The organism is Streptomyces sp. NPDC052101 (assembly GCF_040680235.1).
GTDB lineage: Bacteria > Actinomycetota > Actinomycetes > Streptomycetales > Streptomycetaceae > Streptomyces.
In genome coordinates this window covers 50,083-74,102 of record NZ_JBFAWH010000004.1, presented here as the reverse complement: position 1 = coordinate 74,102, position 24,020 = coordinate 50,083, and the positions used below count along the sequence as shown (strand labels likewise).

The following is a 24,020-nucleotide window of genomic DNA, read 5'->3' as shown; positions in this document are numbered from 1 at the left end:
CGAAAAGTCATTGACCGACGCGCGATCGCATTCCTATGCTCGGCAGCCATGGAGCTGATCCAGAACACCGCCGACCTCTCCGCGTACCTGGCCGCGGACGAGGCCATCGACCATCACCATCCCGTCGTCCGCGAGACGGCCGCACGGCTGGCCGCAGAGGCGGCCGACTCGTATGCCTATGCGCAGGCCGCCTTTGAATTCGTACGGGACGCCATCCCGCACTCCCAGGACTCCGGAGACCCCCGCGTCACTTGGCGAGCCTCCGACGTGCTGGCCCTGGGCACCGGCATCTGCTACACCAAGTCCCACGCGCTGGCCGCCCTGCTGCGCGCCGAGGACATCCCCACGGCCCTGTGCTACCAACGCCTCGCCCACGACGACGGCAGTGGCCACGCCCTGCACGGCCTGGTCGCCGTCCGCTTCCGCGGCGCCTGGCACCGACAGGACCCGCGCGGCAACAAACCCGGCGTGGACGCCCGGTTCTCCCTCGACGGCGAGCGACTCGCCTGGATCCCCGACCCTGCGGCCGGCGAGGTGGACCATCCGGTCCTGTACGCCGCACCGCCCCCGGTCGTCCTCGACGCCCTGAAGGCGGCCCCCGACCGGTCGTACCTGTGGCAGACACTCCCCGACGCACTCTGAGGCCCGCCGCCCTCCCGGTCATGAGCAATGGCAGCACTGCGGAAGGAGGGCCGGGTGCCGTCGTCTCCGAAAGGCGGTTCACCCGGCCGCGCAACCGGCGCATAGGACGACTCGTGCAAGCAACCGCCCACCACAGGCAAGTTGGCGAAGGCCCCAGTGTCGGTCACCAGCAGGAACTCAAGGACGCCGAGCCGGGGGTGTGCTGTCCTGTCGGCCCCGCGAAGTGGGCGCCGTCGGCCGCGAGTTCGCGCTTCGGAAGGGAGGGCGCCGTCGCAGGCGGTGCGTACCGGCCACCGGTCCTTCGGACAGGGTGCGGCGATCCAGCCGGTCAGGGTCGGCACGGCCGCCAGATGACGCCGGGTGCGTTACGCAGGGCCCCGGCTGACGCTCCGCAGGTCAGCGCGCCTCGGCTGCCCGCAGCTGCTCCACCGTCGGTGCCGTACCGCCCAGGTGGGCCGGCAGCCACCAGGAGTCCTCCAGGCCCTTGGGGCGGCCGGGGTAGGCGCGCTGCGCCGCATCCAGCACCTCCTGGACGGCCTCGCGCAGCCGGCGGGTGATCGCGCCCGCGTACTGGTCGCGGGGTGCCTCGACGGCCTCGCCGACCCGGATCGTGACGGGCAGGTGGTTGCGCTTGAAGTTGCGGGGCTGGCCCTTCGTCCACAGCCGCTGGGTGCCCCACACCGCCATCGGGATCAGCGGGACGCCGGCGTCCTGGGCGAGGCGGGCCGCACCGGACTTGAAGCTCTTCAGTGTGAACGACTGCGAGATGGTGGCCTCCGGGAAGACCCCGACGACCTCGCCGGAGCGCAGCGAGTCCAGCGCGTGCGTGTAGGCCGCCTCGCCCTGCTTGCGGTCCACCGGGATGTGCTTCATGCCGCGCATCAGCGGACCGGAGATCCGGTGACGGAAGACGGACTCCTTCGCCATGAAGCGCACCAGCCGCTTCTGCGGCAGGGCCGCCAGGCCGTTGAAGATGAAGTCCAGATAGCTGATGTGATTGCTCACCAGCACGGCGCCGCCCGAGCGCGGGATGTTCTCCGACCCCTGGCAGTCGATCTTCAGGTCCCAGACCTTGAACAACGTCTTGGCGAAACCGACGACGGGACGGTAGACCAGCTCTGCCATGGGCGGGACGGGCCCTTTCTGCTCTGCTCGGGAAAGGGGGCTCCCGGCGGGAAGTTACGCAGCCGTAGGTTTACGGCGTCTCGCAGATCGTGCCCGAAGAACGGACGGGGAGCCAGTCCTGGTGCCCCGGAGCGGCGAGATCCTCGTCACGTCGGCCTACACCCCACCTTTGATCTTTAAGTCGCCTTTACTCCGCCCGTACCGTGGCCCTCTTCAGAAGCAGGAACATCTCGCACCCGAGGCAGTACCCGAACGCGGCGTTCAGGAACGCGGCGGCGAGCGCCGCCCCGGTCGCGGCCAGCCCCAGCCACTGCGGCCCCACGGTGAACCCGACCAGCCCGAGCCCCGCGAACACCAGCCCCACCGCCTGCGCGAACCGCGGCGGCTCCGGCGCCTCGAACTCCGTCGGCGGCCCGAGCCGCGGCCGTACGGCGGTACGGAACGCCCAGCCGTAGGGCGAGCGCTGCACACCCGCGGCCGCGCCCAGCGCGAACGCCAGTGTCTGCCAGCCCAGTACCCAGGCGCTCTGCAGGCTCAGGGCGGCGGCCAGTACGGCCGTCGTCACGGCCGCCGCGAACCGCGGCCCCCTCACATCGATGTCCATGAACCAAGCATTCCGCAACGCGATCCCCTGCGGGAGTCGGGAATCTTTGCAGTCTCGTGAATGCTTCAGCACATGATGACCGGACTGGTGGTGTGCGTAGCGGTGCTCGTCGTGGCGAGCGCCGCCGGAGTGCTGTACAAGAGGCGGAGCGGAAGAGTGCGGGTGCGCGGACGGGACGACGGCAAGCGGCTGGTGGCGGCCGAGCTGGGCGGCGAACTCGGTGAGCGGGCCACGCTGGTCCAGTTCTCCAGCGCCTTCTGCGCGCCCTGCCGGGCCACCCGGCGCGTGCTCGGCGAAGTCGCCGGCATGGTCCCCGGGGTGACTCATGTGGAGATCGACGCCGAGGCCCATCTGGACCTTGTGCGCCGGCTGGAGATCCTGAAGACACCCACCGTGCTGGTGCTGGACGCCGAGGGGCGGGTGGTGCGGCGCGCCACCGGACAGCCGCGCAGGGCCGACGTCATCGCGGCGCTGGGGGAGGCCGTGTGAGGGGGTTTCAGACGGCCGTGGGACATCTCCCAGATCGCGGAACGTGCTTGACTGTGCGCGCCATCTATCGTCAGCCTGACCGTATGCCGACCGAACTCCTTCTCCACGGGCGGGTCCACGTCGACCTCGCCCGCACCGCGAGCGCCACCTGTCCGGACCGCTGAGCACCGACGGCCCCGCTCGCGCCCCCCAGCAGAAGGACAACTCGATGACGGCCTCGCCCGACCTCGGCACCGTTCAGCTCGCCTCTCCCGACCTGTTGCGCTCCACCTTCCGCCGGCATGCCGCCGGTGTGGCGGTGATCACCGCGCGCGGTGGCTTCGGCCCGGTCGGCTTCACCGCCACCTCCCTCACCTCCGTCTCCGCCGAGCCTCCGCTCCTCTCCTTCGGCATCGGCACGGGCGCCTCCAGCTGGCCCGCGATAGCCGAGACGGACCACATAGGCGTCCACATCCTCGGCGAGCACCAGAGCGAGCTGGCCGCCACCTTCGCCCGCAGCGGCGCCGACCGCTTCGGCGCGCCGACCGTCTGGCGTGAGGGCCCGCAGGGCGTACCGGTGCTGGACGGAGTGCTGGCCTGGCTGGTCTGCCGGATCGTGGGCCGTGTCCCGGCCGGCGATCACCGCATCGTGCTCGCCGAGGTCGTTCTGGGCGACCCCGCCGGCTCCGGCCGCCCGCTCCTGTACCACCAGGGCCGCTTCAACGGCCTGCGGGATTGATCACGCCGCCGTCTCCTGCGGACCCGTCGAGTTCCGGTTACGCTGCGTTGCGAAGGTCACAGTTCAAAGCGCTTGCTTAGCGGGCATGAACTGGGTGTACTGACGAGTAATATTTCGGTCGGAGCGCGCGGACGCCCCGATCGGGATCGGCCGCTTGAGGCGCCTATGCTGCCTGCAAGAGGCAGCCCGGAAATGACGATGCAGTAGGAGAGCCGGCGTGAGCTTGAGGATCGTTGTCACTGTGAAGTACGTGCCCGACGCCACTGGCGACCGGCACTTCGCCGATGACCTGACCGTCGACCGCGACGACGTGGACGGTCTGCTCTCCGAACTCGACGAGTACGCGGTCGAGCAGGCGCTGCAGATCTCCGAGGACGCGGACGACGCCGAGGTCACCGTTCTGACGGTGGGCCCCGAGGACGCCAAGGACGCGCTCCGCAAGGCCCTCTCCATGGGCGCCGACAAGGCCATCCACGTCGAGGACGACGACCTGCACGGCACCGACGCCATCGGCACCTCCCTGGTGCTGGCCAAGGCCATCGAGAAGGCCGGTTACGACCTGGTCATCTCCGGCATGGCGTCCACCGACGGCACCGGCGGTATCGTCCCGGCCCTCGTGGCCGAGCGTCTCGGCGTCCCGCAGGTCACCCTGCTCTCCGAGGTCTCGGTCGAGGACGGCACGGTCAAGGGCCGCCGCGACGGCGACGCCGCCAGCGAGCAGCTGGAGGCCTCCCTGCCGGCCGTCGTCTCCGTGACCGACCAGTCGGGTGAGGCGCGCTACCCGTCCTTCAAGGGCATCATGGCCGCCAAGAAGAAGCCGGTGGAGTCCTGGGACCTGTCCGACCTGGACATCGAGGCCGAAGAGGTCGGCCTGGCCGGCGCGTTCACCAAGGTCGACGAGGCCAACGAGCGTCCGGCCCGCACGGCCGGCACCATCGTCAAGGACGAGGGCGAGGGCGGCAAGCAGCTCGCTGAGTTCCTCGCGAGCCAGAAGTTCATCTAGGGCTCGCACCCGCTGACCGCCCCTCAACTTCGTTACGCAGGAGAGCAATCCCATGGCTGAAGTCCTCGTCTACGTCGACCACGTGGACGGTGCCGTCCGCAAGCCCACCCTGGAGCTGCTGACCCTGGCCCGCCGCATCGGCGAGCCCGTCGCCGTCGCGCTGGGCAACGGCGCCGCCGACACCGCCGCCGCGCTCGCCGAGCACGGTGCGGTGAAGGTCCTCACCCACGACGCCGCCGAGTACGGCGACTACCTGGTCGTCCCGAAGGTGGACGCCCTGCAGGCCGCCTACGAGGCCGTCTCCCCGGCCGCCGTCCTGGTCCCGTCCTCTGCCGAGGGCAAGGAGATCGCCGCCCGCCTGGCGCTGCGCATCGGCTCCGGCATCATCACGGACGCCATCGACCTGGAGGCCGGCGACGAGGGCCCGGTGGCCACCCAGTCGGTGTTCGCCGCGTCCTTCACCACCAAGTCCCGCGTCATCAAGGGCACCCCGGTCATCACGGTCAAGCCGAACTCGGCCGCCGTGGAGGCCGCCCCGGCCGCCGGTGCGATCGAGGCGCTCGCCGTGACCTTCTCGGACAAGGCGACCGGCACCAAGGTCACCGCCCGCACCCCGCGCGAGTCGACGGGCCGCCCGGAGCTGACCGAGGCCGCGATCGTGGTCTCCGGTGGCCGCGGTGTGAACGGCGCCGAGAACTTCTCGATCATCGAGGCCCTCGCCGACTCCCTCGGTGCGGCCGTCGGCGCCTCGCGTGCCGCCGTCGACGCCGGCTGGTACCCGCACACCAACCAGGTCGGCCAGACCGGCAAGAGCGTGTCGCCGCAGCTGTACATCGCCAACGGCATCTCCGGCGCGATCCAGCACCGCGCCGGTATGCAGACCTCCAAGACGATCGTGGCCGTCAACAAGGACGCCGAGGCCCCGATCTTCGAGCTGGTCGACTACGGCGTCGTCGGCGACCTGTTCGACGTCGTCCCGCAGCTGACCGAGGAGATCAAGTCCCGCAAGGGCTGAGATCCGCCTTCGCTGTACGAGGCCCCCGTGACCGTGCCGACGGTCCCGGGGGCCTCGCCTCATGTCAGCGCCAGGGACGCCTGCACCGGCAGGTGGTCGCTGGGGAACTGGCCGTCCAGCGAGAAGGTGTTGATCGAGACCTGGTGCGCGGTGACGCCCGGGGTGGCGAGGATCCAGTCGATGCGGTCGCCGTCCGGCCGCAGCGGCTTGTAGCCGTGGAAGGTCCCGTACAGCTCGCCGCGCTCGGCCGCCGTCTCCCAGGTGTCGACCAGGCCGGCGCCCAGCATCGTGTCGTAGACCGCGTTCTTGTGGGCGGCGACATTGAAGTCGCCGGTGACGACGAGCGGGAGCGAGCGGTCGAACCCGGCGATGCGCTGGGCGATCAGGGCGGCGGCACGCGCGCGTGCCTTCTGGCTGCGGTTGTCGAGGTGCGTGTTCAGGAAGCAGAACTCGCGGTCGCCGCCCTGCAGATCCCGGAACCGCACCCAGGTCACCATCCGGACGGAGCCGCCGCCCCAGGTGTTGGAGCCGATCACGTCGGGTGTGTCGGAGAGCCAGAAGTGGTCGTACTCCTGCGGGGCGAGCCGCCGGGTGTCGTAGAAGACCGCCATGAACTCGTCGCGGCTGCCGCCGGCGCGTCCGGTGCCGATCCAGTCGTAGGACGCCCCGAGATCGGCCTCGATGTCGCGCAGCTGCTGGTAGAGGCCCTCCTGGGTGCCGATGACATGGAGGCGCTCGCGCTGCAGCAGGGCGCGCATCGCGGGTCTGCGGACGGTCCAGCTGTTGGGCTCTGCGGTGCTCGCGTAGCGCAGGTTGAACGACATGACGCGTAGGGGCTCGCTGTGCCGTTCGCCGGCCGCTGCGGGACCGGCGGAGAGTGCTGTACTGGACACGGACGCGGGGAACGTGACCGCGAAGGCGGTCTTCAGGCCCATACGGCGCGTGACGCGGCTGCGGTTCGGCACGGGCGCTCCTTCTGCGACGGCTGCGGGCGAGGCGTTGCGGATGCGCTGTGACGGTAGGGCAATGCGGCCCCGTACGGTGCCGGACCGACATGAACACACCGGGATGGCCGAGTGGAGCGAACGGAATGCGGTGTTGACCAGCGGGAAGGTTGGCAGATAACTTCGCTATACGGATTGTTGATTCCGTAGTGCGGAAATACTGGAGGATGTGGGATGGGTCAGCAGGAGAAGGTGGCGACGAGTCTCGCGGGCGCCGTCAGCGAGGAGATCAGCGCCTCCCTCGCACCGGTCGACGCGGAGCTGGAGCGCCGCTACCCCGGGGACCCCGGCACCCGGCAGCCCGTCCACACCGTCTACGTCCCCGGCGACGCCTTCGCCGCCGACACCATCCGCTCCTGGGGCGACCAGGCCCTCGCCGCCCTCGACGAACACGCCCCGGACGCCGCCTCCTTCGCGGCGGTCCTCGGCCTGTCCGACGAACTGGCCGAGCCCGTCCACTCCCGCGTCCGCGCCAAGCTGGAACGCGAGCCGATCGAAGACCTGCGCGTCGACTTCGAGGACGGCTACGGCCCCCGGCCCGACGCCGAGGAGGACGAGACGGCGGCCCGCGCGGCCCGGCTGATCGCCCAGGCGTACCGCGACGGCACGGCGGCGCCGTACATGGGCATCCGCATGAAGTGCATGGAGGCGGCGGTACGCGACCGGGGCATCCGCACCCTGGACGTCTTCCTCACCGGCCTGATCGAGTCGGGCGGCCTGCCCGAGGGCCTCGTCCTCACCCTCCCCAAGGTGACCTACGCCGAGCAGGTCAGCGCCTTCGTCCGCCTCCTGGAGGCCTTCGAGAAGGCGCACGGCCTGGACGCCGGCCGGCTCGGCTTCGAGATCCAGATCGAGACCAGCCAGTCCATCCTCGCCACCGATGGCACCGCCACCGTCGCCCGGATGATCCAGGCCGCCGAGGGCCGCGCCACCGGCCTGCACTACGGCACCTTCGACTACAGCGCCTGCCTCGGCGTCTCCGCCGCCTACCAGGCCAGCGACCACCCGGCCGCCGACCACGCCAAGGCGATCATGCAGGTCGCGGCGGCGGGCACCGGCGTCCGTGTCTCCGACGGCTCGACCAACGTGCTGCCCGTCGGCCCGACCGAGAAGGTCCACGACGCCTGGCGCCTGCACTACGGCCTCACCCGCCGCGCCCTCGCCCGCGCCTACTACCAGGGCTGGGACATGCACCCCGGCCACATCCCGACCCGCTACGCCGCCGTCTTCGCCTTCTACCGCGAGGGCTTCGAGCAGGCGGCGGCCCGCCTCACCCGCTACGCCAACCGGGCCGGCGGCGACGTCATGGACGAGCCCGCCACCGCCAAGGCCCTCAGCGGCTACCTGCTGCGCGGCCTGGACTGCGGCGCCCTCGACATCGCGGAGGTCGCCCGCCTCACCGGCCTGACCCGCGCCGACCTGGAGGGTTTCGCGGCGCCCCGGCGCGGCGACCTGACCGCCTCCGCGAAGTAGCGGGCCGGTCACCGCCGCCCCGTACGCTGGACGCCACGCATCGACCAGGCGGACGCGACACAGGGAACGGGGCGATGGTGTCTTCGGGGGAGCAGGGGCCGGCGGAGTACGGGAACCCGCACGGGGCCGGACGGCTGCTCGCCGGGCGCTACCGCGTCACCGCACGGCTCGGGCGCGGCGGGATGGGCGTGGTCTGGCGGGCGGTGGACGAGGTCCTCGGCCGCGAGGTCGCCGTCAAGGAACTGCGGACCTACACCGACGCGGCCGGACCGGAACTGTCCGGTCTCAGGCTGCGCATGCGGCGCGAGGCCCGGGCCGCCGCCCGGGTCCGCCACCCCGGTGTCGTCGCCGTGCACGACGTAGCCGAGGCCGACGGCCGCCCGCTGATCGTCATGGAACTGATCGACGGGCCCTCCCTCGACGGCATCCTGCGCGAGCGCGGCCCCCTCGACCCGTACGAGGCCGCGCGCATCGGCGTGGCCGTGACGGACGCCCTGGCCGCCGCCCATCACGTCGGCGTCCTGCACCGCGACGTCAAACCCGGCAACATCCTCCTCGACCGCACCGGCCGGGTCGTCCTGACCGACTTCGGCATCGCCACCATGGACGACCCCGGCGACGGCTCGGCCACCCGCCTGACCCGCAGCGGCGAACTCGTCGGCTCCCTGGACTACCTGGCCCCCGAGCGCGCCCAGGGCGGCGAGCCGGGCGCGCCCGCCGATGTGTGGGCGCTGGGCGCCACGCTGTACGCGGCCGTCGAGGGCGCCTCGCCGTTCCGCCGTACGTCCACCTACTCGACGCTCACCGCCATCGTCGCCGAGCCCCTCCCCGAGCCCCGCCGGGCGGGCCCGCTGGCACCGGTCCTGCGGCGCCTGATGGACAAGCGCCCGGACGCCCGGCCGGACGCCGAGGAGGCCCGCGATGCGCTCCGCGCGGTGGCGCAGGCGAGCATCCCGGACACCCCGACCACCACCCTGCGCCCGACGCCGCCACGGGCGCCCGAAGCGACGGACCGCACCACGCCGTCCGCCTTGCCGGCCGCCGGACCGGCGGAACCGGAGGCAACCCGGCCGGCAGTCCCCACCGGTCCCATGGAAACGCCATCGGGCTCGCCCCGCCGCAAGGGCCGGGCTCTGCTCGCAGCCGCCGCGGTCGCCGTCGTTCTCGCCGCGGCCGGGATCACCGTGGCCCTGATGCGCGACCAGACGCCGAAGCCGGACTCCGCGTCGGCCGCCAGGCCGTCCTCACCTGCCTCCGCCTCCGCGCCCGCCGAACCCGCCCACAGCACGACCGGGACCGGCGGCGGAGAGGGACACACCGCCAGCCCGGCCGGGGCCTGCCGGTCCATCGGCGGCGGCAGGTCCGACTGCCAGCTCTGGCGCACCGCCACGACCTACACGGCCTCCGGTGCCGCCGCCGGGACCCTGAGCGAGGGCCTCAACTACTTCTACTGCCAGGCCGACCTGGGGCGCCGGGAGACCTACGGCCGGTGGACGAACGTGTGGTGGGCGAAGACCGACGACGACAGCGGCAACACCGGTGTCTACGTCAGCGACGTCTACCTCAAGGGCGGCGACAACGACGCCCCGGTGCCCGGGCTTCCGGTCTGCTGACCGCCGCGGTGGTTCAGTCGGCCGGTGGCAGCTCGCCCGATCCGCGCGTGATCAGGCGGGTGGGCAGCTCGATGCGCTCCGGCGCGATGAGTCCGCCGTCCAGCTGACGGAACAGCCGCTCGGCGGCGGTACGGCCGAGGGCGGCCGCGTCCTGGGCGACGACCGTGACGCCCGGCTGGAGCAGATCGGCCAGCTCGATGTCGTCGAAGCCGACGAAGGCGACCCGGCGGGACTGCTCGGCCAGGACCCGGATCACGGTGACCGTCACCCGGTTGTTGCCCGCGAAGATGGCGGTGACGGGGGCGGGCCCGGACAGCATGTCCTCCGCCGCCCGGCGCACCCGCTCCGGATTCGTCGCCCCGAGGGACATCCAGGCGTCCTCGACCCGTATCCCGGCGTCCTCCATGGCCGCCCGGTAGCCGCGCAGCCGCTCGGCGGCGGTGTGGATGCGCGGCATGTCGCCGATGAACCCGATCCGGCGATGGCCGTGCGCGATCAGATGGGCCACGCCGTCCCGTGCGCCGCCGTAGTTGTCGGAGAGGACCACATCGGCGTCGATGCGTCCCGCCGGACGGTCCACGAACACCGTCGCCACGCCCGCCCTGATCTCCGGCTCCAGATAGCGGTGGTCGTCACCGGCCGGGATCACCACCAGGCCGTCCACCCGCCGTGCGCACAACGCCAGCGCCAGCTCCTGCTCGCGCTCCGGGTCCTCGGCGCTGGAACCGTTGATCAGCAGGGCGCCATGGGCCCGGGCCACCTCCTCCACGGCGCGGCTGAGCGGGCCGTAGAAGGGGTCGGCGAGGTCCTCCAGGACCAGGCCGATGCTCGCCGTACGGCCCTTGCGCAGCACCCGGGCGCTGTCGTTGCGGCGGAAGCCCAGCGCGTCGATCGCCTCCTGCACCCGGCGCTCGGTGTCCGGGGTGACACCGGGCTCGCCGTTGACCACCCGGGAGACCGTCTTCAGGCCGACCCCGGCCCGCGCCGCCACGTCTTTCATCGTCGGGCGGTTGCCGTAGCGGGTGCCGGGAAGGCCGTCTGCGCGGCGGGTGGTCTCGGGCACGATGCGGTGTCCTGTCCTGTCGTCCGTCCGGTCCGCGGAATCGGTGCTTCGGGGGCGTGCGTCGGTGCGCACGAGGTGGTGCGGCCGGGGTGGTGCGCCGATCCGTGGATTGTATGAGGATGTGGCGTCGAGCATAGAGCCTGGACAACGTTGTCAGATGCGCGAGAGACTGTCCACCGTTCTCTGTCGGCCTGCGCCCCCACCGCCTGACCGGCCTGCCCCTCTTTTGGTTCTCACGCTTCAACGGGGAGATCTGACTCTGATGCACACCGACCTCGTGGCGGCCCTGGACATCGGCGGCACCAAGATCGCCGGCGCGCTGGTGGACGACGACGGACGGATCCTGGCCCGGGCCCAGCGCGGCACGCCCGCCCAGCAGGACGGCGAAACGGTCATGCGGGCCGTCGAGGACGTGCTCGGCGACCTCGCCGGGTCGCCGCTGTGGGGACGCGCCGGCGCCGTCGGCATCGGCAGCGCCGGACCGGTGGACGCCTCGGCGGGCACCGTCAGTCCGGTGAACGTGCCGGGCTGGCGAGACTTCCCGCTGGTCGAGCGGGTGCGCGCGGCCACCGGTGGCCTCCCGGTCGAGCTGATCGGCGACGGCGTCGCGATCACGGCCGCCGAGCACTGGCAGGGTGCCGCCCGTGGTCACGACAACGCGCTGTGCATGGTGGTGTCGACCGGTGTGGGCGGCGGCCTGGTCCTGGGCGGCCGGCTGCACCCCGGTCCGACCGGCAACGCCGGGCACATCGGGCACATCAGCGTCGACCTCGACGGCGACCCGTGCCCGTGCGGTTCGCGCGGTTGCGTGGAGCGGATCGCGAGCGGGCCCAACCTCGCCCGCCGCGCCGTGGAACAGGGCTGGCGCCCCGGCCCCGACGGCGACACCTCGGCCGCCGCGGTGGCCGCGGCGGCCCGCGAGGGCGACCCGGTCGCCGTGGCCTCCTTCGAGCGGGCGGCGCAGGCGCTGGCCGCCGGCATCGCGGCCACCGCGACCCTGGTCGAGATCGACATCGCGGTCATCGGCGGGGGCGTCGGCAACGCCGGCGACATCCTCTTCACGCCCCTGCGCAAGGCGCTCACCGACTACGCGACCCTCTCCTTCGTCCAGCGGCTGACGGTCGTGCCCGCGCAGATGGGCACGGACGCGGGGCTGGTCGGGGCGGCAGCCGCCGCGCTGTCCCGCCGGCCGGACGCGACCGCGGGGGTCTGAGCGGGGTCGCGCGGCGCTGCTCGCCGGCAGCTGCCTCCCCCACCGCCCACCCGCGCCGCCCCGACGGGTGGGCGCCGCCGTCAGCAGCTCACGCGGGCGTCGGCCCAGTCCGCGTGGTCGGAGTCGTTGCCGTCTCCGGCGTCGGTGACGACGAGGTGGACCACCTGGGCGCCGGTGATGTCGGCGCTGAGGGGCTGGGCGGGCATCGCGTTGGTCAGGACGCCGGTCGAGGCGACCTTCGTGCCGTCCGCCCAGATCTCGAAGGTGACGGTGCCCTTCGTGCCCTTCTCGTCGTCGACGCCGACGTCCGCGGTGACCTTCTCGCAGGCCTTGCCGGTGTAGAAGGCGACGTCGCTCGGCGCGTGGGCGCCGAGGCCCTTGGCGTACACCGTGCCGCCGATGGTGATCGGGTGGCCGTCGCCCGCGTCGCTCTCCCCGTTGCTGGTGTCGCGTTCCACCGGCCCCCAACCGCTGGTCGCCGACAGCCACTTCAGGTCGCTGAGGTACGACGTCCCGGAGGGCGGCCGTGCCACGACGGACGCGGTCAGCGGAAGGGTGCTGGTGACGCGCTGTCCGGCCGGTGAGCGGTAGTGCGCCTGGAGGGTGAGGCCGTAGGAGCCGGTGGGGGTCCCGGCGGGCGCGGTGACGCTCCAGCCGGTGCGCAGGGCCCTGCCGGTGGCGAGGGTGGCGGCCGTGGTCGCCGACGTGGGCCGTACGGTCCATCCCCCGGGGCCGGTCAGGGACACGGACACCCGGAGTGCGGGGGTGCGGCCGAGGTCGGTGACGGTGCTGGTCAGCGTGGCCGGGGTGGCGGCCTCCAGCAACGGGCTGCCGTCCAGGCCCAGTTCGCCGGCGGGCGGGTTGTCCGCCCAGTGGGGGTCGGCGGAGACGCGCAGCAGGACCGTGCCGTGCGCGGGGACGGTGGCCGCGATGGTGCCTGCGGTGTTGTAGCCGCTGTGCTGCCACAGGTCACGCAGGGTGTAGGCGGGTGCTTCGGGCAGGCCGACGGCGGCCGCGCTGGTGGCGATCCGCTGGGCGGTGCCGGACTCGTTGAACAGGGCGACGGCCCGGCTGCCGTCCTTCATCTCCTTGGCGATCACCCAGCGTCCGCCCGCGGAGGAGACGACCGTGCCCTGCTTGCCCAGCGGGTCCTGGTCGACGGCGATGACCTCCTTGTTGTCCAGGATGTCGAAGGTCGCGGGGGAGGCCTTGCGCAGATCGGTGCCGATGAGCAGCGGCGCCGCCATGACCGACCAGAGGGAGAAGTGCGAGCGGTACTCGGTGTCCGTCATGCCGCCGTTGCCGACCTCCAGCATGTCGGGGTCGTTCCAGTGGCCGGGTCCGGCGTACGGCGCGAGCGGGAGGTTCTGCTTGAGGATCGACAGCATCGAGCCCCAGTCGTCGCTGATGTCACCGGTGGTGCGCCAGAGCTGACCGACATCCGAGGCCCACTCCCAGGGCCTGTTCTCTCCCCATTCGCAGATGCTGTAGACGATGGGCCGCCCGGTCGCCCTGAGCGCGTCGCGCATGGTTGTGTAGCGCTTCTTCGCGTCTACACCCTGGTTATTGCAGTTGTCGTACTTCAGGTAGTCCACGCCCCAGTCCGCGAACTGCCGGGCGTCGCTGTACTCGTGGCCGAGCGCGCCCGGGAAGCCCGCGCTGTTGCAGGTCTTGCTGCCGGCGCTGGTGTAGATGCCGAGTCTGAGCCCCTTGGAGTGGACGTAGTCGGCGACGGCCTTGATGCCGTTCGGGAAGCGGGCCGGGTCGGGCACCAGCTTTCCGCCGGCGTCGCGCTGCGGCAGCGCCCAGCAGTCGTCCAGGTTGACGTACTGGTACCCGGCGTCCTTCAGGCCCTTGGCCACGAAGAGGTCGGCGATGCCCTTGACCATGCTCTCGTTGAAGTCGGCACGGCAGTGCGTGGAGTTCCAGTTGTTGAAGCCCATCGGCGGGGTGAGGGCGAGGCCGTCGGCCAGGGCGGGGGCGGCGGGGGCCTGGGCGGGGGCCGCCGGCGCGGGGGTGGCGAGGGCCGCCGCGCACAGCAGTCCCGCGGCGAGCGCTCCGAGCACTCTTCGGGGGGTTGTGCGGGTGTGAGGGTGACGCATCGTTGACGTTCCTCCGACTCGCGAAAGGTGGATGACGACAGGGCGCCGCCTGGGCGTCCATCTGTGTGTCGGCTGTGCGCGATTACGGTAGGACGTGTCGGACTGTGTTGGAAGAGGCGCGACCTGACTGTTCGATATCCCGTCAAAAACCTTGACTGTAGGACTGTTTCGCCTCGTCGGCGTGACCCGACGTTCGGATCTGTTGGCTTCCGAAGCTTCCAAGGCCTCGCGAGCTGCCGGAGTGTCCGGGGCTCAGGCCTCGTCGCCGACCCGGCCCCAGCCGGGCAGTGGAGGCTGGGGCCAGGCGGGCGGGCGGGGCAGGTCGGGTGCCGGCCGGTCGATCGTCAGCGCGTCGGCCGGGAGCCGGCCGCTGAGCCAGCCGAGCACCTGGTGCCCGGCCCCGGCGACCGAGGGGCCCCGCGCGGCCACCGGCCAGCGCCGGCCCAGATCCACGGCCTCCACCGAGGCGAGCGGAAAGCCCTGGGCGCGCAGCGTGGCGAGGGTGTCGTCCAGCGCCCAGGAGACATACGTGTCCGGCCACTGGCCGGTGCCGTATCCGACGCCCAGGTCGAGGTGATGGGTCTCCGACTCCCGCAGACAGCGCAGCAGGAGATACCAGGCCGGGTGGCGCCAGCCGGCCAGCGCCGGGACCAGGCGGTCCCAGGCGGGAGCGGGCGTCGCACGCGCCTCGGCGGCGAACCGGTCCAGGCTCTCCCGCAGCCCAGCCACGAGCAGCTCCGCGGAGAGCGCCGCGTCCCGCTCGACCGCTGCGGACAGCGTCGCCGCGTCCGCACGCGGGCCCGGTTCCCGTCCCGTTCGCGCGAGTCGCAGCAGCCATGTATAGGCCTCGATGCTGTGGGCGACGTGGGCGAGAGTATGGCTGCGTGTCCAGTCGGGCAGTCGGGACGGGGTGCGTAGTGCGGTGTCGGGCAGTGTGGCCGCGGCCTGGACCAGCCGGTGGCCCGAGCGCACGACGTCCGCGATGCGCTCGACGACGGCGCGGGCGGCCGCGGGCCCGCTCACCGGAACTCCCGCACGACCTCGATACGGCCGACGATATGGGCGTTGAACTCGTCCAACTCCTCGGCCGGCACCCACAGTTCCAGGATCGTCCGGCCGCCCGCCTGCCGTACCGGATAACGGCCGACGAACTCCGTGTCGACCTCGAAACGGGTCACGAAACCGGCGCCGTCGTGCTTGACGTTCCAGTCGCGGGCGATCCGGATCGCGTAGTCCTCGTTGAGGACGGGGTAGAAGATCGGCTGCTCGGGGAGCCGGGGCGGCCAGGCCCGCCAGTCGAGCGCGCGGACCAGTTCCAGCTCCTTGGGGCCGGTGGGGCGCCAGAGGGTCGTGGTCAGGGGCGGTCGGCCGGTCATGACGTCGCATTTCTGGTCGGTGCCCGCCTCGGGAGCGGGCGGGCCGGGACGCCGGACGATACCGGCGCCGCGCAGGAGCGGGCCAGCGGATTCCGGTACGGCCGCCACCCGCACGGCACCGCGAACCGCCGTGCCGGCTCCCGGTGATGGGTCCCGTCCCGCTCCGCCCGTATCCGTCGGACTTCTCCCGGCCCTCTCTGCCGGGACGGTGTCCGGAGTCGTCCGCTTGCCGGTATCCGCGTGACTCCTGGGCGGATCCGCAGTTGGTCAGGGCATGAAGAAGCGCAGCATGCTCGCCCTCGCCACCCTGGCCACCGGATTCGTCGTGGCCGCCGTCACCCCCTCGCACGCGGCGGACAAGGGCCCTGCCGGGATGTCCTTCGACGGCCTCAACGTCTCGGACACGCTCGACTCGGCCGGCGGTCACCCGGTCACCCTGGACAGCTTCGGCTTCGACGACACCGGCACCAGGGAGAAGTAGATCCGACGCCTTGCGGTGACAGTGCCGGTGTCCCCGCCCGAGGGGGGCACCGGCATTGCCGTTCCGGCGCCCTCACCGGGGCGGGGTTTCCGTGGCAGGGTGGAGCGGGCAAGCCTCAGGGGGCCAACAGAAGAGGGGGAGTCCGTGACCGTCGTCTGGATCAACGGCGCGTTCGGAGCGGGGAAGACCACCACCGCACGGGAACTGATCGAACTGATCCCGAACAGCGCGTTCTTCGACCCCGAGGTCGTCGGCGGGACGCTCACGCAGCTGCTGCCGGCCAAGCGCCTCGCGGAGGTCGGCGACTTCCAGGACCTGCCGATCTGGCGCCGGCTCGTGGTCGACACGGCGGCCGCGATCCTCGCCGAGCTGGGCGGGACCCTGGTGGTGCCCATGACCCTGCTCCGCCAGGAGTACCGCGACGAGATCTTCGGCGGCCTCGCCGCCCGCAGGATTCCGGTGCACCATCTGCTGCTCGCCCCGGCTGAAACGATCCTGCGCGAGCGGATAGCCGGGCGGGAGGTTCCGCCGGACCTGCCCGACGGCGAGATACGGCAGCGGCAGTGGGCCTACGACCACATCGAGCCCTACCGCGCCGCCCTCGCCTCCTGGCTCACCGCCGACGCCCACCTCGTGGACACCAGCGCCCTCACGCCGTACACCACCGCCGTCCGCATCGCCGACGCCATCGGCAGCGGCGCCGCACCGCCCTGCGACATCGTGCAGACCCCCCAGCCGACCGCCGAGACCCTCGCCGCCGGGGTGCTGCTCTTCGACGAGCACGACCGGGTCCTGCTCGTGGACCCCACCTACAAACCCGGCTGGGAGTTCCCCGGCGGCGTGGTGGAGCGCGGCGAGGCACCGGCCCGCGCCGGGATGCGCGAGGTCGCCGAGGAGACCGGGATACGGCTGCAGGAGGTGCCCCGGCTGCTCGTCGTCGACTGGGAGCGGCCGGTGCCGCCGGGCTTCGGCGGGCTGCGGCTGCTGTTCGACGGCGGCCGGCTGGAGCCCGGCGAGGCGTCCCGGGTCCTGCTGCCCGGCCCGGAACTGCGCGGCTGGCGCTTCGCCACCGAGCAGGAGGCCGCCGGGATGCTGCCACCGGTCCGCTACGAGCGCCTGCGCTGGGCGCTGCGGGCCCGCGAGCGGGGGACCGCGCTGTATCTGGAGGCCGGGGTGCCGGTCGGCTGAGTCGCCCGGCGCGGGGCGGCCGAGGGCCCTGCCCGATGGTCAGTGAGCGTCCGCCGCCCGGCGCAGCGCGGCGGCCGCGCCCCCGACGACCGCGTCTCCGTGGCCGAAACACGCCACGTCCGCGTCCAGCTCGGCCAACCGGCCGAGTGAGGCGAGGAGTCGGGGCCGGTCGAGGTTGAAGACGCCCGGGATCACCGTGCCGTCGACCGGCGAGGCCGCCACCGTGTCCCCCGTGAACAGCACGCCCTGCGCGGGCAGGAACACGGCGATGCTGCCGTCCGTGTGGCCGGGTACGTGGAGCACCCGGGCGCCGCCGCCGAAGTCCAGTACATCGCCGTCGGACACCGCGGTGACCGACGCCGGCGGCAGCGGTGTGCCCGCGGGCAGGCGCTCGGCCGCCGCCGCGTGGATCGGCAGCTCCCACTCCTCGAACCGCGGGGGCAGGCCGGGGAGTTCACCCCGGATGAAGGGGGCGTCCAGCGGGTGCGCCAGCACCTCGGCACCGCTGAGCGCGGCGAACTCGCCCGCGCCGCCCACGTGGTCCTCGTGGAAGTGGGTCAGCACGATCCGCCGTACGTCCCCGGGCGAGTGTCCCAGCGCCGTCACCGTGTCGGCGATCGCGCGGCCGGCGCCGATCGTGCCCGCGTCGATCAGCGTCAACGCGTCGTCGTCGCGCCAGAGATAGGCCTGGCCCACCGGGAAGCGGAGGAGGTGCAGGCGGGGGAGCAGTTCGATGACGTCCATGCGCCGACCCTAGGCAGCGCCCCCGCCCGTGGGCGAGGGCGCTCTGCCGTCGGCAGAAGGACTCAGCCCGCCGCGTAGTTGCGCAGGAACAGCGCCTCGGCGACCGACAGGCGCTCCAGCTCCTGAGGGGAGACGCTCTCGTTGACCGCGTGGATCTGTGCCTCCGGCTCGCTCAGCCCGATGAGCAGGATCTCCGCCTGCGGGTACAGGCCGGCGAGGGTGTTGCACAGCGGGATGGAGCCGCCCTGGCCGGCGTACTGCATGCTCTCGCCGGGGTAGGCGACCGCCATCGCGTCGGCCATCGCCTGGTAGGCCGGGCTGGAGGCGTCGGCGCGGAAGGGCTGGCCCTGGCCGATCTGCTCGGTGGTGACCCGGGCGCCCCAGGGCGTGTGCGCCTCGATGTGCGCCTGCAGCAGCTTGGTCGCCTCCGCCGCGTCCATGCCCGGCGGCACCCGCAGGCTGATCAGGGCGCGGGCGCTCGACTGCACGGACGGGGTGGCGCCGATGACCGGCGGGCAGTCGATGCCGAGGACGGTGACCGCCGGGCGGGCCCAGATGCGGTCGGCGACCGAGCCCGAACCGATCAGCTCGACCCCGTCGAGCACCTTGGCGTCCGCGCGGAACTGCTCCTCGGTGTACTCCAGGCCGTCCCACCGCGTCGCGGCGTCCAGACCGTCGACCGTGGTCGAGCCGTCCTGCGCGCGCAGCGAGTCCAGCACCCGGATCAGCGCGGCCAGCGCGTCCGGGGCGGCGCCGCCGAACTGGCCGGAGTGCAGATTGCCCGCGAGGGTGTCGACGGCCACCCGGACCAGGGTCATGCCGCGCAGCGTGGTGGTCACCGTCGGCAGTCCGACGCGGAAGTTGCCCGCGTCGCCGATGACGACGGTGTCCGCCGCGAGCAGCTCCGGGTGCTCCTCGGCGTACCGCTCCAGGCCACCCGTGCCCTGCTCCTCCGAGCCCTCGACGATCACCTTGACGTGCACCGGGACGCCGCCGTTCGCCTTCAGGGCGCGCAGTGCGAGCAGGTGCATGAGGAAGCCGCCCTTGCAGTCGGCGGTCCCGCGGCCGTACCAGCGGCCGTCGCGCTCGGTCAGCTCGAACGGCGGGGTGGTCCAGCCGGCCTCGTCCAGCGGCGGCTGCACGTCGTAGTGCGCGTAGAGGAGAACCGTTTTTGCGCCCTCGGGGCCCGGCAGGTGGCCGTAGACGGACTGCGTGCCGTCCGGGGTGTCCAGGAGGGCCACGTCGACGAAGCCCTCGGTGCGCAGGGCGTCCGCGACCCAGTTCGCGGCGGCCTCGCTCTCGCTCTTCGGGAACTGCGCGAAGTCCGCCACCGACTTGAAGGCGACCAGTTCGGCCAGCTCCTCCTTCGCCCGGGGAAGCAGCGAGGCGACGGTCTCGGCGACCGGATTCGACGACATGGGCACGCTCCTCGTGGGTGCGACGTTGAACAGCTTGAACAGGGTTGTGCCCTCGATACTCCCACAGTGGCCTGCGACGACGGCCGCCGTAGGATGCGAGGGACACCACGGCAGCGGCTTGATCGGAGCGGTAGACCATCGTGAGCGGCGAGAACTCTTCGGCGGACGACGTGCAGCGGGTGTGGGACGTCGTCGTGGTGGGCGCGGGACCCGCGGGGGCCTCGGCCGCCTACGCGGCCGCGGTCGCGGGACGGCGCGTGCTGTTGCTGGAGAAGGCCGAGTTGCCCCGCTACAAGACCTGCGGCGGCGGCATCATCGGCCCCTCGCGCGACGCGCTGCCCCCCGGCTTCGAGCTGCCCTTCCGCGACCGGGTGCACGCGATCACCTTCTCGAACAACGGCCGCTTCACCCGCACCCGCCGCTCCAAGCAGATGCTGTTCGGGCTGATCAACCGCCCCGAGTTCGACCAGCGGCTGGTGGAGCACGCCCAGAAGGCGGGCGCCGAGCTGCGTACGGGCGTCACGGTGCAGCGGGTCGAGCAGCACGGCTCGGCGGTCCCCGACCGGCGCACGGTCGCCGTCGTCCTGCAGGGCGGCGAGACGGTGCTGGCCCGCGCGGTCGTCGGCGCCGACGGCAGCGCCAGCCGCATAGGAGCCCATGTCGGTGTGAAGCTGGACCAGGTCGACCTCGGCCTGGAGGCGGAGATCCCGGTCCCGGAGTCGGTCGCCGATGACTGGAAGGGGCGGGTCCTCATCGACTGGGGCCCGATGCCGGGCAGTTACGGCTGGGTGTTCCCGAAGGGGGACACGCTGACGGTCGGTGTGATCTCCGCGCGCGGTGAAGGCGCCGCCACCAAGCGGTACTTGGAGGACTTCATCGCCCGTCTCGGCCTGTCCGGCTTCGAGCCGGCCGTCTCCTCCGGGCATCTGACCCGCTGCCGTGCCGACGACTCGCCCCTGTCCCGGGGCCGGGTGCTGGTCTGCGGTGACGCGGCCGGGCTGCTGGAGCCGTGGACCCGGGAGGGCATCTCCTTCGCGCTGCGCTCGGGTCGGCTCGCGGGGGAGTGGGCGGTCCGCATCGCCGAGGCCCACGACGCGGTCGACACCCGCCGCCAGGCCCTGAACTACGCGTTCGCGATCAAGGCCGGGCTCGGCGTCGAGATGAGCGTCGGCAAGCGCATGCTGACCGTCTTCGAGAAGCGTCCCGGCCTCTTCCACGCGGCCCTCACCGGCTTCCGCCCGGCATGGAGGGCGTTCCGGGACATCACGCAGGGCTCGACCTCGCTGGGCGAGATCGTCCGCTCCCACCCGTTCGCCCAGCGCGCCCTGACCGCGCTGGACCGGGGGCAGGCCGTCCCGGCGGAGGAACCCGTCAGTTCGTGACGGTTCAGTCCGTGACCGTGATCCGGAAGACGGGGTGGTCGCCGGCGCAGGCGACGATCTCCTCGTCGGAGGACTTGGCGGTCACCCCGTCGAAGTACTGGTTGACCTCCCAGCCCCACTTCTCCAGGTAGGTCCGCAGCAGGGGGGGCTTCTCGGCGTCGGGAAGCTCCACCGCGGTGAAGGTGCGCACCTTGCGTCCGACGCGCAGTTCGCCGCCGCCGGCGACTCGCATGTTCCGCACCCACTGCGAGTGGCCGCGCGCCGAGACCAGGTACTGCCCGCCCTCGAAGGTGTGCGGGTTGACCGGGATGCGCTGCATCTGACCGCTCTTGCGGCCCCGCACGGACATCTCCGCCGAGCCCGCGAGGCTCAGACCGTGCCGGGCGAGCCAGCCGATGACGCTGTTCAGCCGGACGTTCATCGGGCTGCCCTTGAGGTAGTACGGCGAGGACGAGGACGACGACATGGTGACCCCCACAGTTTGGGAGAGCAGTGCTCTCGGTTGACTCCAGTGTGGGGCAGGTCGGCGCGAGAAAGCAAGAGCGGTGCTCTCTTTTGTGTGCACTGCTCTCCTTCGTGGCAGACTGCCGTCATGAGCACCCCGCAGGGCGCCCGCGCCAGGGCCAGGACCGAAGTCACCGCCGCGATCAAGGAAGCGGCCCGCAGACAGCTGGCGGAGGAGGGCGCGGCCAAGCTCTCGCTGCGGGCCGTCGCCCGCGAGCTGGGCATGGTCTCCTCGGCCCTGTACCGCTACTTCCCGAGCCGCGACGAGCTGCTGACCGCCCTGATCATCGATGCCTACGACTCCCTCGGCGAGGCCGCGGAGACGGCCCACGACGCCGCCGCGGGCGCCGCCCCCGTGGACCGCTGGACGGCCGTGTGCGAGGCGGCCCGCGGCTGGGCGCTCGCTCACCCCCACGAGTACGCCCTCATCTACGGCTCGCCCGTGCCCGGCTACTCCGCCCCCGAGACCACGATCAGGGCCGCGGCCCGGGTCGGCCTGGTCCTCATCGGTATCGTCCGCGACGCCCACGAGGGCCCCGGCCTCGCCGAACTGCCCCTCCCTGCGGCGCTGCGCCCCGAGGGCGAGCGCATGGTCGCCGCATTCGCACCCGGGCTTCCCGCCGAGGCGGCCGTGGCCCTGGTGACGGCCTGGGCGGAGCTGTTCGGGCTGCTGGGCTTCGAGCTGTTCGGCCAGTTCAACAACGTGGTGGAGGACCGGGAGGCGTTCTTCCGCCACGCGGCCACAAGGCTGGCGCACAGCGTGGGCCTGCGGTAGACGCGGGGCGCGCGTCGCACTCGGCCCGTCTTGGGCGTCGTACTTCCCGGGGAGTACGAGTGATCGCCTCGTCCGGCTGACGCCCGCCCGTGCCGCCTGCGTCTAGCGTGGCGGTCATGGACGAGCAGCGCGCCCCCTCGCACTGGTGGCGGCACGGGCCTTTGTGGCGCGGCGCCCCGGACGACGACGGAGCGGAGCCGCAGCACGCCCGCCGCCTGCCCTGGCGCTCGACCGTGCTGCTCACCGCGTTCGTCCTGATCGGCACCAACTTCGCCGCGCAGGACCAGCCCCACCGCGTACCGCTCGACCCGTACGCGCGCGTGCTGCTGCTCGTCGCCTCGGTGCTGCTGCTGTGGCGGCACCGGTACCCGGTGGCCGTGGCCTTCGGCACCGCGACGGCGACCCTCGGCTACCTGGCCGCGGGCTACCCCTACGGGCCGGTCCTCCTGACCGTCGCCGTCAGCTGCTTCAGCGCGGTCGTGGCCGGGCACCGGCGGGCCGCCTGGGCCTCCGTCGGCCTGCTGTGGACCGGGCACGCCCTGGTCACGCTGTGGCTCTACCGCTGGCTGCCGCCCCCGGGCGACAAGAGCGCGGGCCTCACCCAGGAGACCGTCATCGCCACCTGGGTGCTGGCCATCGTCGCCCTCTCCGAACTGGGCAGGGTGCGGCGCGAGCAGTGGGCGCGGGAGCGCGCCGACCGGGCGCAGGCGGCGCGTCGCCGCGCGGACGAGGAACGGCTGCGGATCGCCCGCGAGTTGCACGACGTCCTCGCGCACAGCATCTCCGTCATCAACGTCCAGGCCGGCATGGGGCTCGCGCTGCTCGACAGTGATCCCGAGCAGGCGCGGGCGGCGCTCACCACCATCAAGGCCGCCAGCAAGGAGGCGCTCGGCGAAGTGCGCCAGGTCCTCGACACCCTGCGCACGTCCGGCGCCGCGCCCCGCGCCCCCGCCCCCGGTCTGGACCGGCTGCCGGAGCTGGTGGAGCAGGCGGCCGCGGCCGGACTGACCGTGCGGATCGAGGGCGCCCCGCCGCGGCTGCCGCCCGGCGCCGACCTCGCCGCCTTCCGTATCGTCCAGGAGGCCCTGACCAACGTCGTACGGCACTCCGGATCACGGCACGCACGCGTGACGTTCGCCCAGGACGGCGACGCGCTGCGGCTGCGTATCGACGACGACGGGCCGGCCACCGGCGCCGACGCCGGGGGCAGCGGCAACGGGCTGGCCGGGATGCGGGAGAGGGCCGCCGCGCTCGGTGGCACCATCGAGGCGGGCCCGCGCCCGGACGGCGGCTTCCGGGTGCTCGCCGTACTGCCGTCGCACACCAGGGAGGACCAGTGATCCGGGTACTGCTCGCTGACGACCAGTCGCTGGTGCGGGCCGGTTTCAGGGCGCTGCTCGACGCACAGCCGGACATCGAGGTGGCCGGGGAGGTGGCCGACGGCGAGGAGGCGGTGCGCCTGGTGCGCGAACTGCGGCCGCACGTCGTCCTGATGGACATCCGCATGCCCCTGCTGGACGGGCTCGCCGCGACCCGGCGCATCACCGGCGACGCGGAGCTGCAGGACGTGAAGGTGGTCATGCTCACCACCTTCGAGCTGGACGAGTACGTCTTCGAGGCGATCCGCTCCGGTGCCTCCGGGTTCCTGGTCAAGGACACCGAGCCGGACGAACTCCTGCGCGCCGTGAGGGCGGTGGTCCAGGGTGACGCCCTGCTGTCGCCGGGCGTCACCCGCCGGCTGATCGCCGAGTTCGCGGCCCGCTCCAAGGAACCCACGGCGGCCGACGCCCTCGCCCGGCTCACCGAGCGGGAGCGGGAGGTGATGGCGCTCGTCGGCATCGGACTGTCCAACGAGGAGATCGCCCGCCGGCTGGTGGTCAGCCCGCTCACGGCCAAGACCCATGTGAGCCGCACGATGGTGAAGCTGGGCGCGCGGGACCGCGCCCAACTCGTCGTACTGGCCTACGAGTCGGGGTTGGTGAGGCCCGGCTGGCTGGGCTGAGCGCGGTCCGCGGGACCCGGTAGCACCGTCGCGCAGGCATGCGGTCGGCGGATCCGGCCACGACGGGCCCGCGGACGATCGACGGC

At 72.6% G+C, this 24,020-nt stretch carries 25 protein-coding genes; 15 read left to right on the top strand and 10 right to left on the bottom strand.

All coding sequences use genetic code 11. The features are described from left to right. Positions 1 to 48: 48 nt before the first annotated feature. The gene (locus tag AB0L75_RS10510) at positions 49 to 642 is read left to right on the top strand and encodes a transglutaminase family protein (protein WP_365178275.1); all 594 of its coding nucleotides are present in this window, start codon (positions 49 to 51) and stop codon (positions 640 to 642) included. 396 nt (positions 643 to 1,038) lie between these two features. Here AB0L75_RS10510 and AB0L75_RS10505 read toward each other — a convergent pair whose 3' ends face one another. Continuing rightward, a complete protein-coding gene (locus AB0L75_RS10505; protein WP_365178272.1) occupies positions 1,039 to 1,767 on the bottom strand; it encodes a lysophospholipid acyltransferase family protein in 729 nt (242 codons plus the stop codon). Positions 1,768 to 1,954: 187 nt separating this feature from the next. Continuing rightward, positions 1,955 to 2,371: a DUF4395 domain-containing protein gene (locus AB0L75_RS10500; protein WP_365178269.1), complete on the bottom strand. Its 417-nt coding sequence runs from the start codon at positions 2,369 to 2,371 to the stop codon at positions 1,955 to 1,957. Positions 2,372 to 2,446: 75 nt separating this feature from the next. Here AB0L75_RS10500 and AB0L75_RS10495 point away from each other — a divergent pair, with 75 nt between their 5' ends. The 5 genes from AB0L75_RS10495 to AB0L75_RS10475 all read left to right on the top strand — a co-directional run bounded on the left by AB0L75_RS10495 (position 2,447) and on the right by AB0L75_RS10475 (position 5,596). After that, entirely contained in the window at positions 2,447 to 2,860 is a 414-nt protein-coding gene (locus AB0L75_RS10495; protein WP_365178898.1) for a thioredoxin family protein, read from the top strand. Between the two features lie 83 nt (positions 2,861 to 2,943). Further along, positions 2,944 to 3,024 (top strand): putative leader peptide, encoded by an 81-nt coding sequence (locus tag AB0L75_RS10490; RefSeq protein ID WP_362615633.1) that lies wholly within the window; start codon positions 2,944 to 2,946, stop codon positions 3,022 to 3,024. 44 nt (positions 3,025 to 3,068) lie between these two features. After that, entirely contained in the window at positions 3,069 to 3,578 is a 510-nt protein-coding gene (locus tag AB0L75_RS10485) for a flavin reductase family protein (protein WP_365178267.1), read from the top strand. A 217-nt stretch (positions 3,579 to 3,795) separates the two neighbouring features. Continuing rightward, the gene (locus AB0L75_RS10480; RefSeq protein ID WP_365178264.1) at positions 3,796 to 4,581 is read left to right on the top strand and encodes an electron transfer flavoprotein subunit beta/FixA family protein; all 786 of its coding nucleotides are present in this window, start codon (positions 3,796 to 3,798) and stop codon (positions 4,579 to 4,581) included. Between the two features lie 52 nt (positions 4,582 to 4,633). Further along, positions 4,634 to 5,596 (top strand): electron transfer flavoprotein subunit alpha/FixB family protein, encoded by a 963-nt coding sequence (locus AB0L75_RS10475; protein ID WP_365178261.1) that lies wholly within the window; start codon positions 4,634 to 4,636, stop codon positions 5,594 to 5,596. A 59-nt stretch (positions 5,597 to 5,655) separates the two neighbouring features. On the opposite strand, the gene AB0L75_RS10470 is transcribed toward AB0L75_RS10475, so the two are convergent. Next, the gene (locus AB0L75_RS10470; RefSeq protein WP_365178258.1) at positions 5,656 to 6,561 is read right to left on the bottom strand and encodes an endonuclease/exonuclease/phosphatase family protein; all 906 of its coding nucleotides are present in this window, start codon (positions 6,559 to 6,561) and stop codon (positions 5,656 to 5,658) included. Positions 6,562 to 6,774: 213 nt separating this feature from the next. Between AB0L75_RS10470 and AB0L75_RS10465 the strand changes: the two genes are divergently transcribed. Further along, the gene (locus AB0L75_RS10465; RefSeq protein WP_365178255.1) at positions 6,775 to 8,073 is read left to right on the top strand and encodes an aldolase; all 1,299 of its coding nucleotides are present in this window, start codon (positions 6,775 to 6,777) and stop codon (positions 8,071 to 8,073) included. 74 nt (positions 8,074 to 8,147) lie between these two features. Next, positions 8,148 to 9,686: a serine/threonine-protein kinase gene (locus tag AB0L75_RS10460; protein ID WP_365178252.1), complete on the top strand. Its 1,539-nt coding sequence runs from the start codon at positions 8,148 to 8,150 to the stop codon at positions 9,684 to 9,686. A gap of 13 nt (positions 9,687 to 9,699) precedes the next feature. Here AB0L75_RS10460 and AB0L75_RS10455 read toward each other — a convergent pair whose 3' ends face one another. Continuing rightward, positions 9,700 to 10,749 (bottom strand): LacI family DNA-binding transcriptional regulator, encoded by a 1,050-nt coding sequence (locus tag AB0L75_RS10455; RefSeq protein WP_365178250.1) that lies wholly within the window; start codon positions 10,747 to 10,749, stop codon positions 9,700 to 9,702. Positions 10,750 to 11,011: 262 nt separating this feature from the next. Between AB0L75_RS10455 and AB0L75_RS10450 the strand changes: the two genes are divergently transcribed. Then, complete coding sequence (locus tag AB0L75_RS10450; protein WP_365178247.1) at positions 11,012 to 11,962, top strand: ROK family protein; 951 nt, start codon at positions 11,012 to 11,014, stop codon at positions 11,960 to 11,962. Positions 11,963 to 12,042: 80 nt separating this feature from the next. Here the strand turns inward: AB0L75_RS10450 and AB0L75_RS10445 are convergent, their stop codons facing one another. From AB0L75_RS10445 to AB0L75_RS10435, 3 genes are all read right to left on the bottom strand, one after another. After that, on the bottom strand, positions 12,043 to 14,064 hold the full coding sequence (locus tag AB0L75_RS10445) for an NPCBM/NEW2 domain-containing protein (protein WP_365178245.1): 2,022 nt from the start codon (positions 14,062 to 14,064) through the stop codon (positions 12,043 to 12,045). Between the two features lie 252 nt (positions 14,065 to 14,316). After that, positions 14,317 to 15,087 carry a maleylpyruvate isomerase family mycothiol-dependent enzyme gene (locus AB0L75_RS10440; RefSeq protein WP_365178242.1) on the bottom strand — a complete coding sequence of 257 codons (771 nt, stop codon included), beginning with the start codon at positions 15,085 to 15,087 and terminating at the stop codon, positions 14,317 to 14,319. Next, the gene (locus AB0L75_RS10435) at positions 15,084 to 15,440 is read right to left on the bottom strand and encodes a hypothetical protein (RefSeq protein WP_365178239.1); all 357 of its coding nucleotides are present in this window, start codon (positions 15,438 to 15,440) and stop codon (positions 15,084 to 15,086) included. The genes AB0L75_RS10440 and AB0L75_RS10435 overlap by 4 nt, the downstream gene beginning before the upstream one ends. Before the next feature lie 274 nt (positions 15,441 to 15,714). Between AB0L75_RS10435 and AB0L75_RS10430 the strand changes: the two genes are divergently transcribed. Next, the gene (locus AB0L75_RS10430) at positions 15,715 to 15,921 is read left to right on the top strand and encodes a hypothetical protein (RefSeq protein WP_365178236.1); all 207 of its coding nucleotides are present in this window, start codon (positions 15,715 to 15,717) and stop codon (positions 15,919 to 15,921) included. A 144-nt stretch (positions 15,922 to 16,065) separates the two neighbouring features. Next, entirely contained in the window at positions 16,066 to 17,109 is a 1,044-nt protein-coding gene (locus AB0L75_RS10425; protein ID WP_365178234.1) for an NUDIX domain-containing protein, read from the top strand. A gap of 39 nt (positions 17,110 to 17,148) precedes the next feature. On the opposite strand, the gene AB0L75_RS10420 is transcribed toward AB0L75_RS10425, so the two are convergent. Beyond that, positions 17,149 to 17,853, bottom strand: a complete 705-nt coding sequence (locus tag AB0L75_RS10420; protein ID WP_365178231.1) for an MBL fold metallo-hydrolase — start codon at positions 17,851 to 17,853, stop codon at positions 17,149 to 17,151. 62 nt (positions 17,854 to 17,915) lie between these two features. Continuing rightward, entirely contained in the window at positions 17,916 to 19,271 is a 1,356-nt protein-coding gene (locus AB0L75_RS10415; RefSeq protein WP_365178228.1) for a dipeptidase, read from the bottom strand. Positions 19,272 to 19,411: 140 nt separating this feature from the next. Between AB0L75_RS10415 and AB0L75_RS10410 the strand changes: the two genes are divergently transcribed. Beyond that, the gene (locus AB0L75_RS10410; RefSeq protein ID WP_365178225.1) at positions 19,412 to 20,653 is read left to right on the top strand and encodes a geranylgeranyl reductase family protein; all 1,242 of its coding nucleotides are present in this window, start codon (positions 19,412 to 19,414) and stop codon (positions 20,651 to 20,653) included. 4 nt (positions 20,654 to 20,657) lie between these two features. Here the strand turns inward: AB0L75_RS10410 and AB0L75_RS10405 are convergent, their stop codons facing one another. Beyond that, positions 20,658 to 21,119 (bottom strand): nitroreductase family deazaflavin-dependent oxidoreductase, encoded by a 462-nt coding sequence (locus AB0L75_RS10405; RefSeq protein ID WP_365178222.1) that lies wholly within the window; start codon positions 21,117 to 21,119, stop codon positions 20,658 to 20,660. Between the two features lie 126 nt (positions 21,120 to 21,245). Here AB0L75_RS10405 and AB0L75_RS10400 point away from each other — a divergent pair, with 126 nt between their 5' ends. From AB0L75_RS10400 to AB0L75_RS10390, 3 genes are all read left to right on the top strand, one after another. Beyond that, positions 21,246 to 21,932 carry a TetR/AcrR family transcriptional regulator gene (locus AB0L75_RS10400; protein ID WP_365178219.1) on the top strand — a complete coding sequence of 229 codons (687 nt, stop codon included), beginning with the start codon at positions 21,246 to 21,248 and terminating at the stop codon, positions 21,930 to 21,932. A 107-nt stretch (positions 21,933 to 22,039) separates the two neighbouring features. Continuing rightward, positions 22,040 to 23,272, top strand: coding sequence for a sensor histidine kinase (locus AB0L75_RS10395; protein ID WP_365178216.1), 1,233 nt, complete (start codon positions 22,040 to 22,042; stop codon positions 23,270 to 23,272). Then, positions 23,269 to 23,934: a response regulator transcription factor gene (locus AB0L75_RS10390; RefSeq protein WP_365178213.1), complete on the top strand. Its 666-nt coding sequence runs from the start codon at positions 23,269 to 23,271 to the stop codon at positions 23,932 to 23,934. Before AB0L75_RS10395 ends, AB0L75_RS10390 begins: the two co-directional genes overlap by 4 nt. Positions 23,935 to 24,020: the final 86 nt, after the last annotated feature.

Coding starts and splice junctions, on each gene's coding strand:
- AB0L75_RS10420 (WP_365178231.1), bottom strand. CDS start 17,853: ATGGACGTCATCGAACTGCTCCCCCGCCTGCACCTCCTCCGCTTCCCG.
- AB0L75_RS10510 (WP_365178275.1), top strand. CDS start 49: ATGGAGCTGATCCAGAACACCGCCGACCTCTCCGCGTACCTGGCCGCG.
- AB0L75_RS10500 (WP_365178269.1), bottom strand. CDS start 2,371: ATGGACATCGATGTGAGGGGGCCGCGGTTCGCGGCGGCCGTGACGACG.
- AB0L75_RS10435 (WP_365178239.1), bottom strand. CDS start 15,440: ATGACCGGCCGACCGCCCCTGACCACGACCCTCTGGCGCCCCACCGGC.
- AB0L75_RS10415 (WP_365178228.1), bottom strand. CDS start 19,271: ATGTCGTCGAATCCGGTCGCCGAGACCGTCGCCTCGCTGCTTCCCCGG.
- AB0L75_RS10430 (WP_365178236.1), top strand. CDS start 15,715: ATGAAGAAGCGCAGCATGCTCGCCCTCGCCACCCTGGCCACCGGATTC.
- AB0L75_RS10400 (WP_365178219.1), top strand. CDS start 21,246: ATGAGCACCCCGCAGGGCGCCCGCGCCAGGGCCAGGACCGAAGTCACC.
- AB0L75_RS10495 (WP_365178898.1), top strand. CDS start 2,447: ATGACCGGACTGGTGGTGTGCGTAGCGGTGCTCGTCGTGGCGAGCGCC.
- AB0L75_RS10475 (WP_365178261.1), top strand. CDS start 4,634: ATGGCTGAAGTCCTCGTCTACGTCGACCACGTGGACGGTGCCGTCCGC.
- AB0L75_RS10485 (WP_365178267.1), top strand. CDS start 3,069: ATGACGGCCTCGCCCGACCTCGGCACCGTTCAGCTCGCCTCTCCCGAC.
- AB0L75_RS10445 (WP_365178245.1), bottom strand. CDS start 14,064: ATGCGTCACCCTCACACCCGCACAACCCCCCGAAGAGTGCTCGGAGCG.
- AB0L75_RS10405 (WP_365178222.1), bottom strand. CDS start 21,119: ATGTCGTCGTCCTCGTCCTCGCCGTACTACCTCAAGGGCAGCCCGATG.
- AB0L75_RS10490 (WP_362615633.1), top strand. CDS start 2,944: ATGCCGACCGAACTCCTTCTCCACGGGCGGGTCCACGTCGACCTCGCC.
- AB0L75_RS10505 (WP_365178272.1), bottom strand. CDS start 1,767: ATGGCAGAGCTGGTCTACCGTCCCGTCGTCGGTTTCGCCAAGACGTTG.
- AB0L75_RS10465 (WP_365178255.1), top strand. CDS start 6,775: ATGGGTCAGCAGGAGAAGGTGGCGACGAGTCTCGCGGGCGCCGTCAGC.
- AB0L75_RS10460 (WP_365178252.1), top strand. CDS start 8,148: ATGGTGTCTTCGGGGGAGCAGGGGCCGGCGGAGTACGGGAACCCGCAC.
- AB0L75_RS10450 (WP_365178247.1), top strand. CDS start 11,012: ATGCACACCGACCTCGTGGCGGCCCTGGACATCGGCGGCACCAAGATC.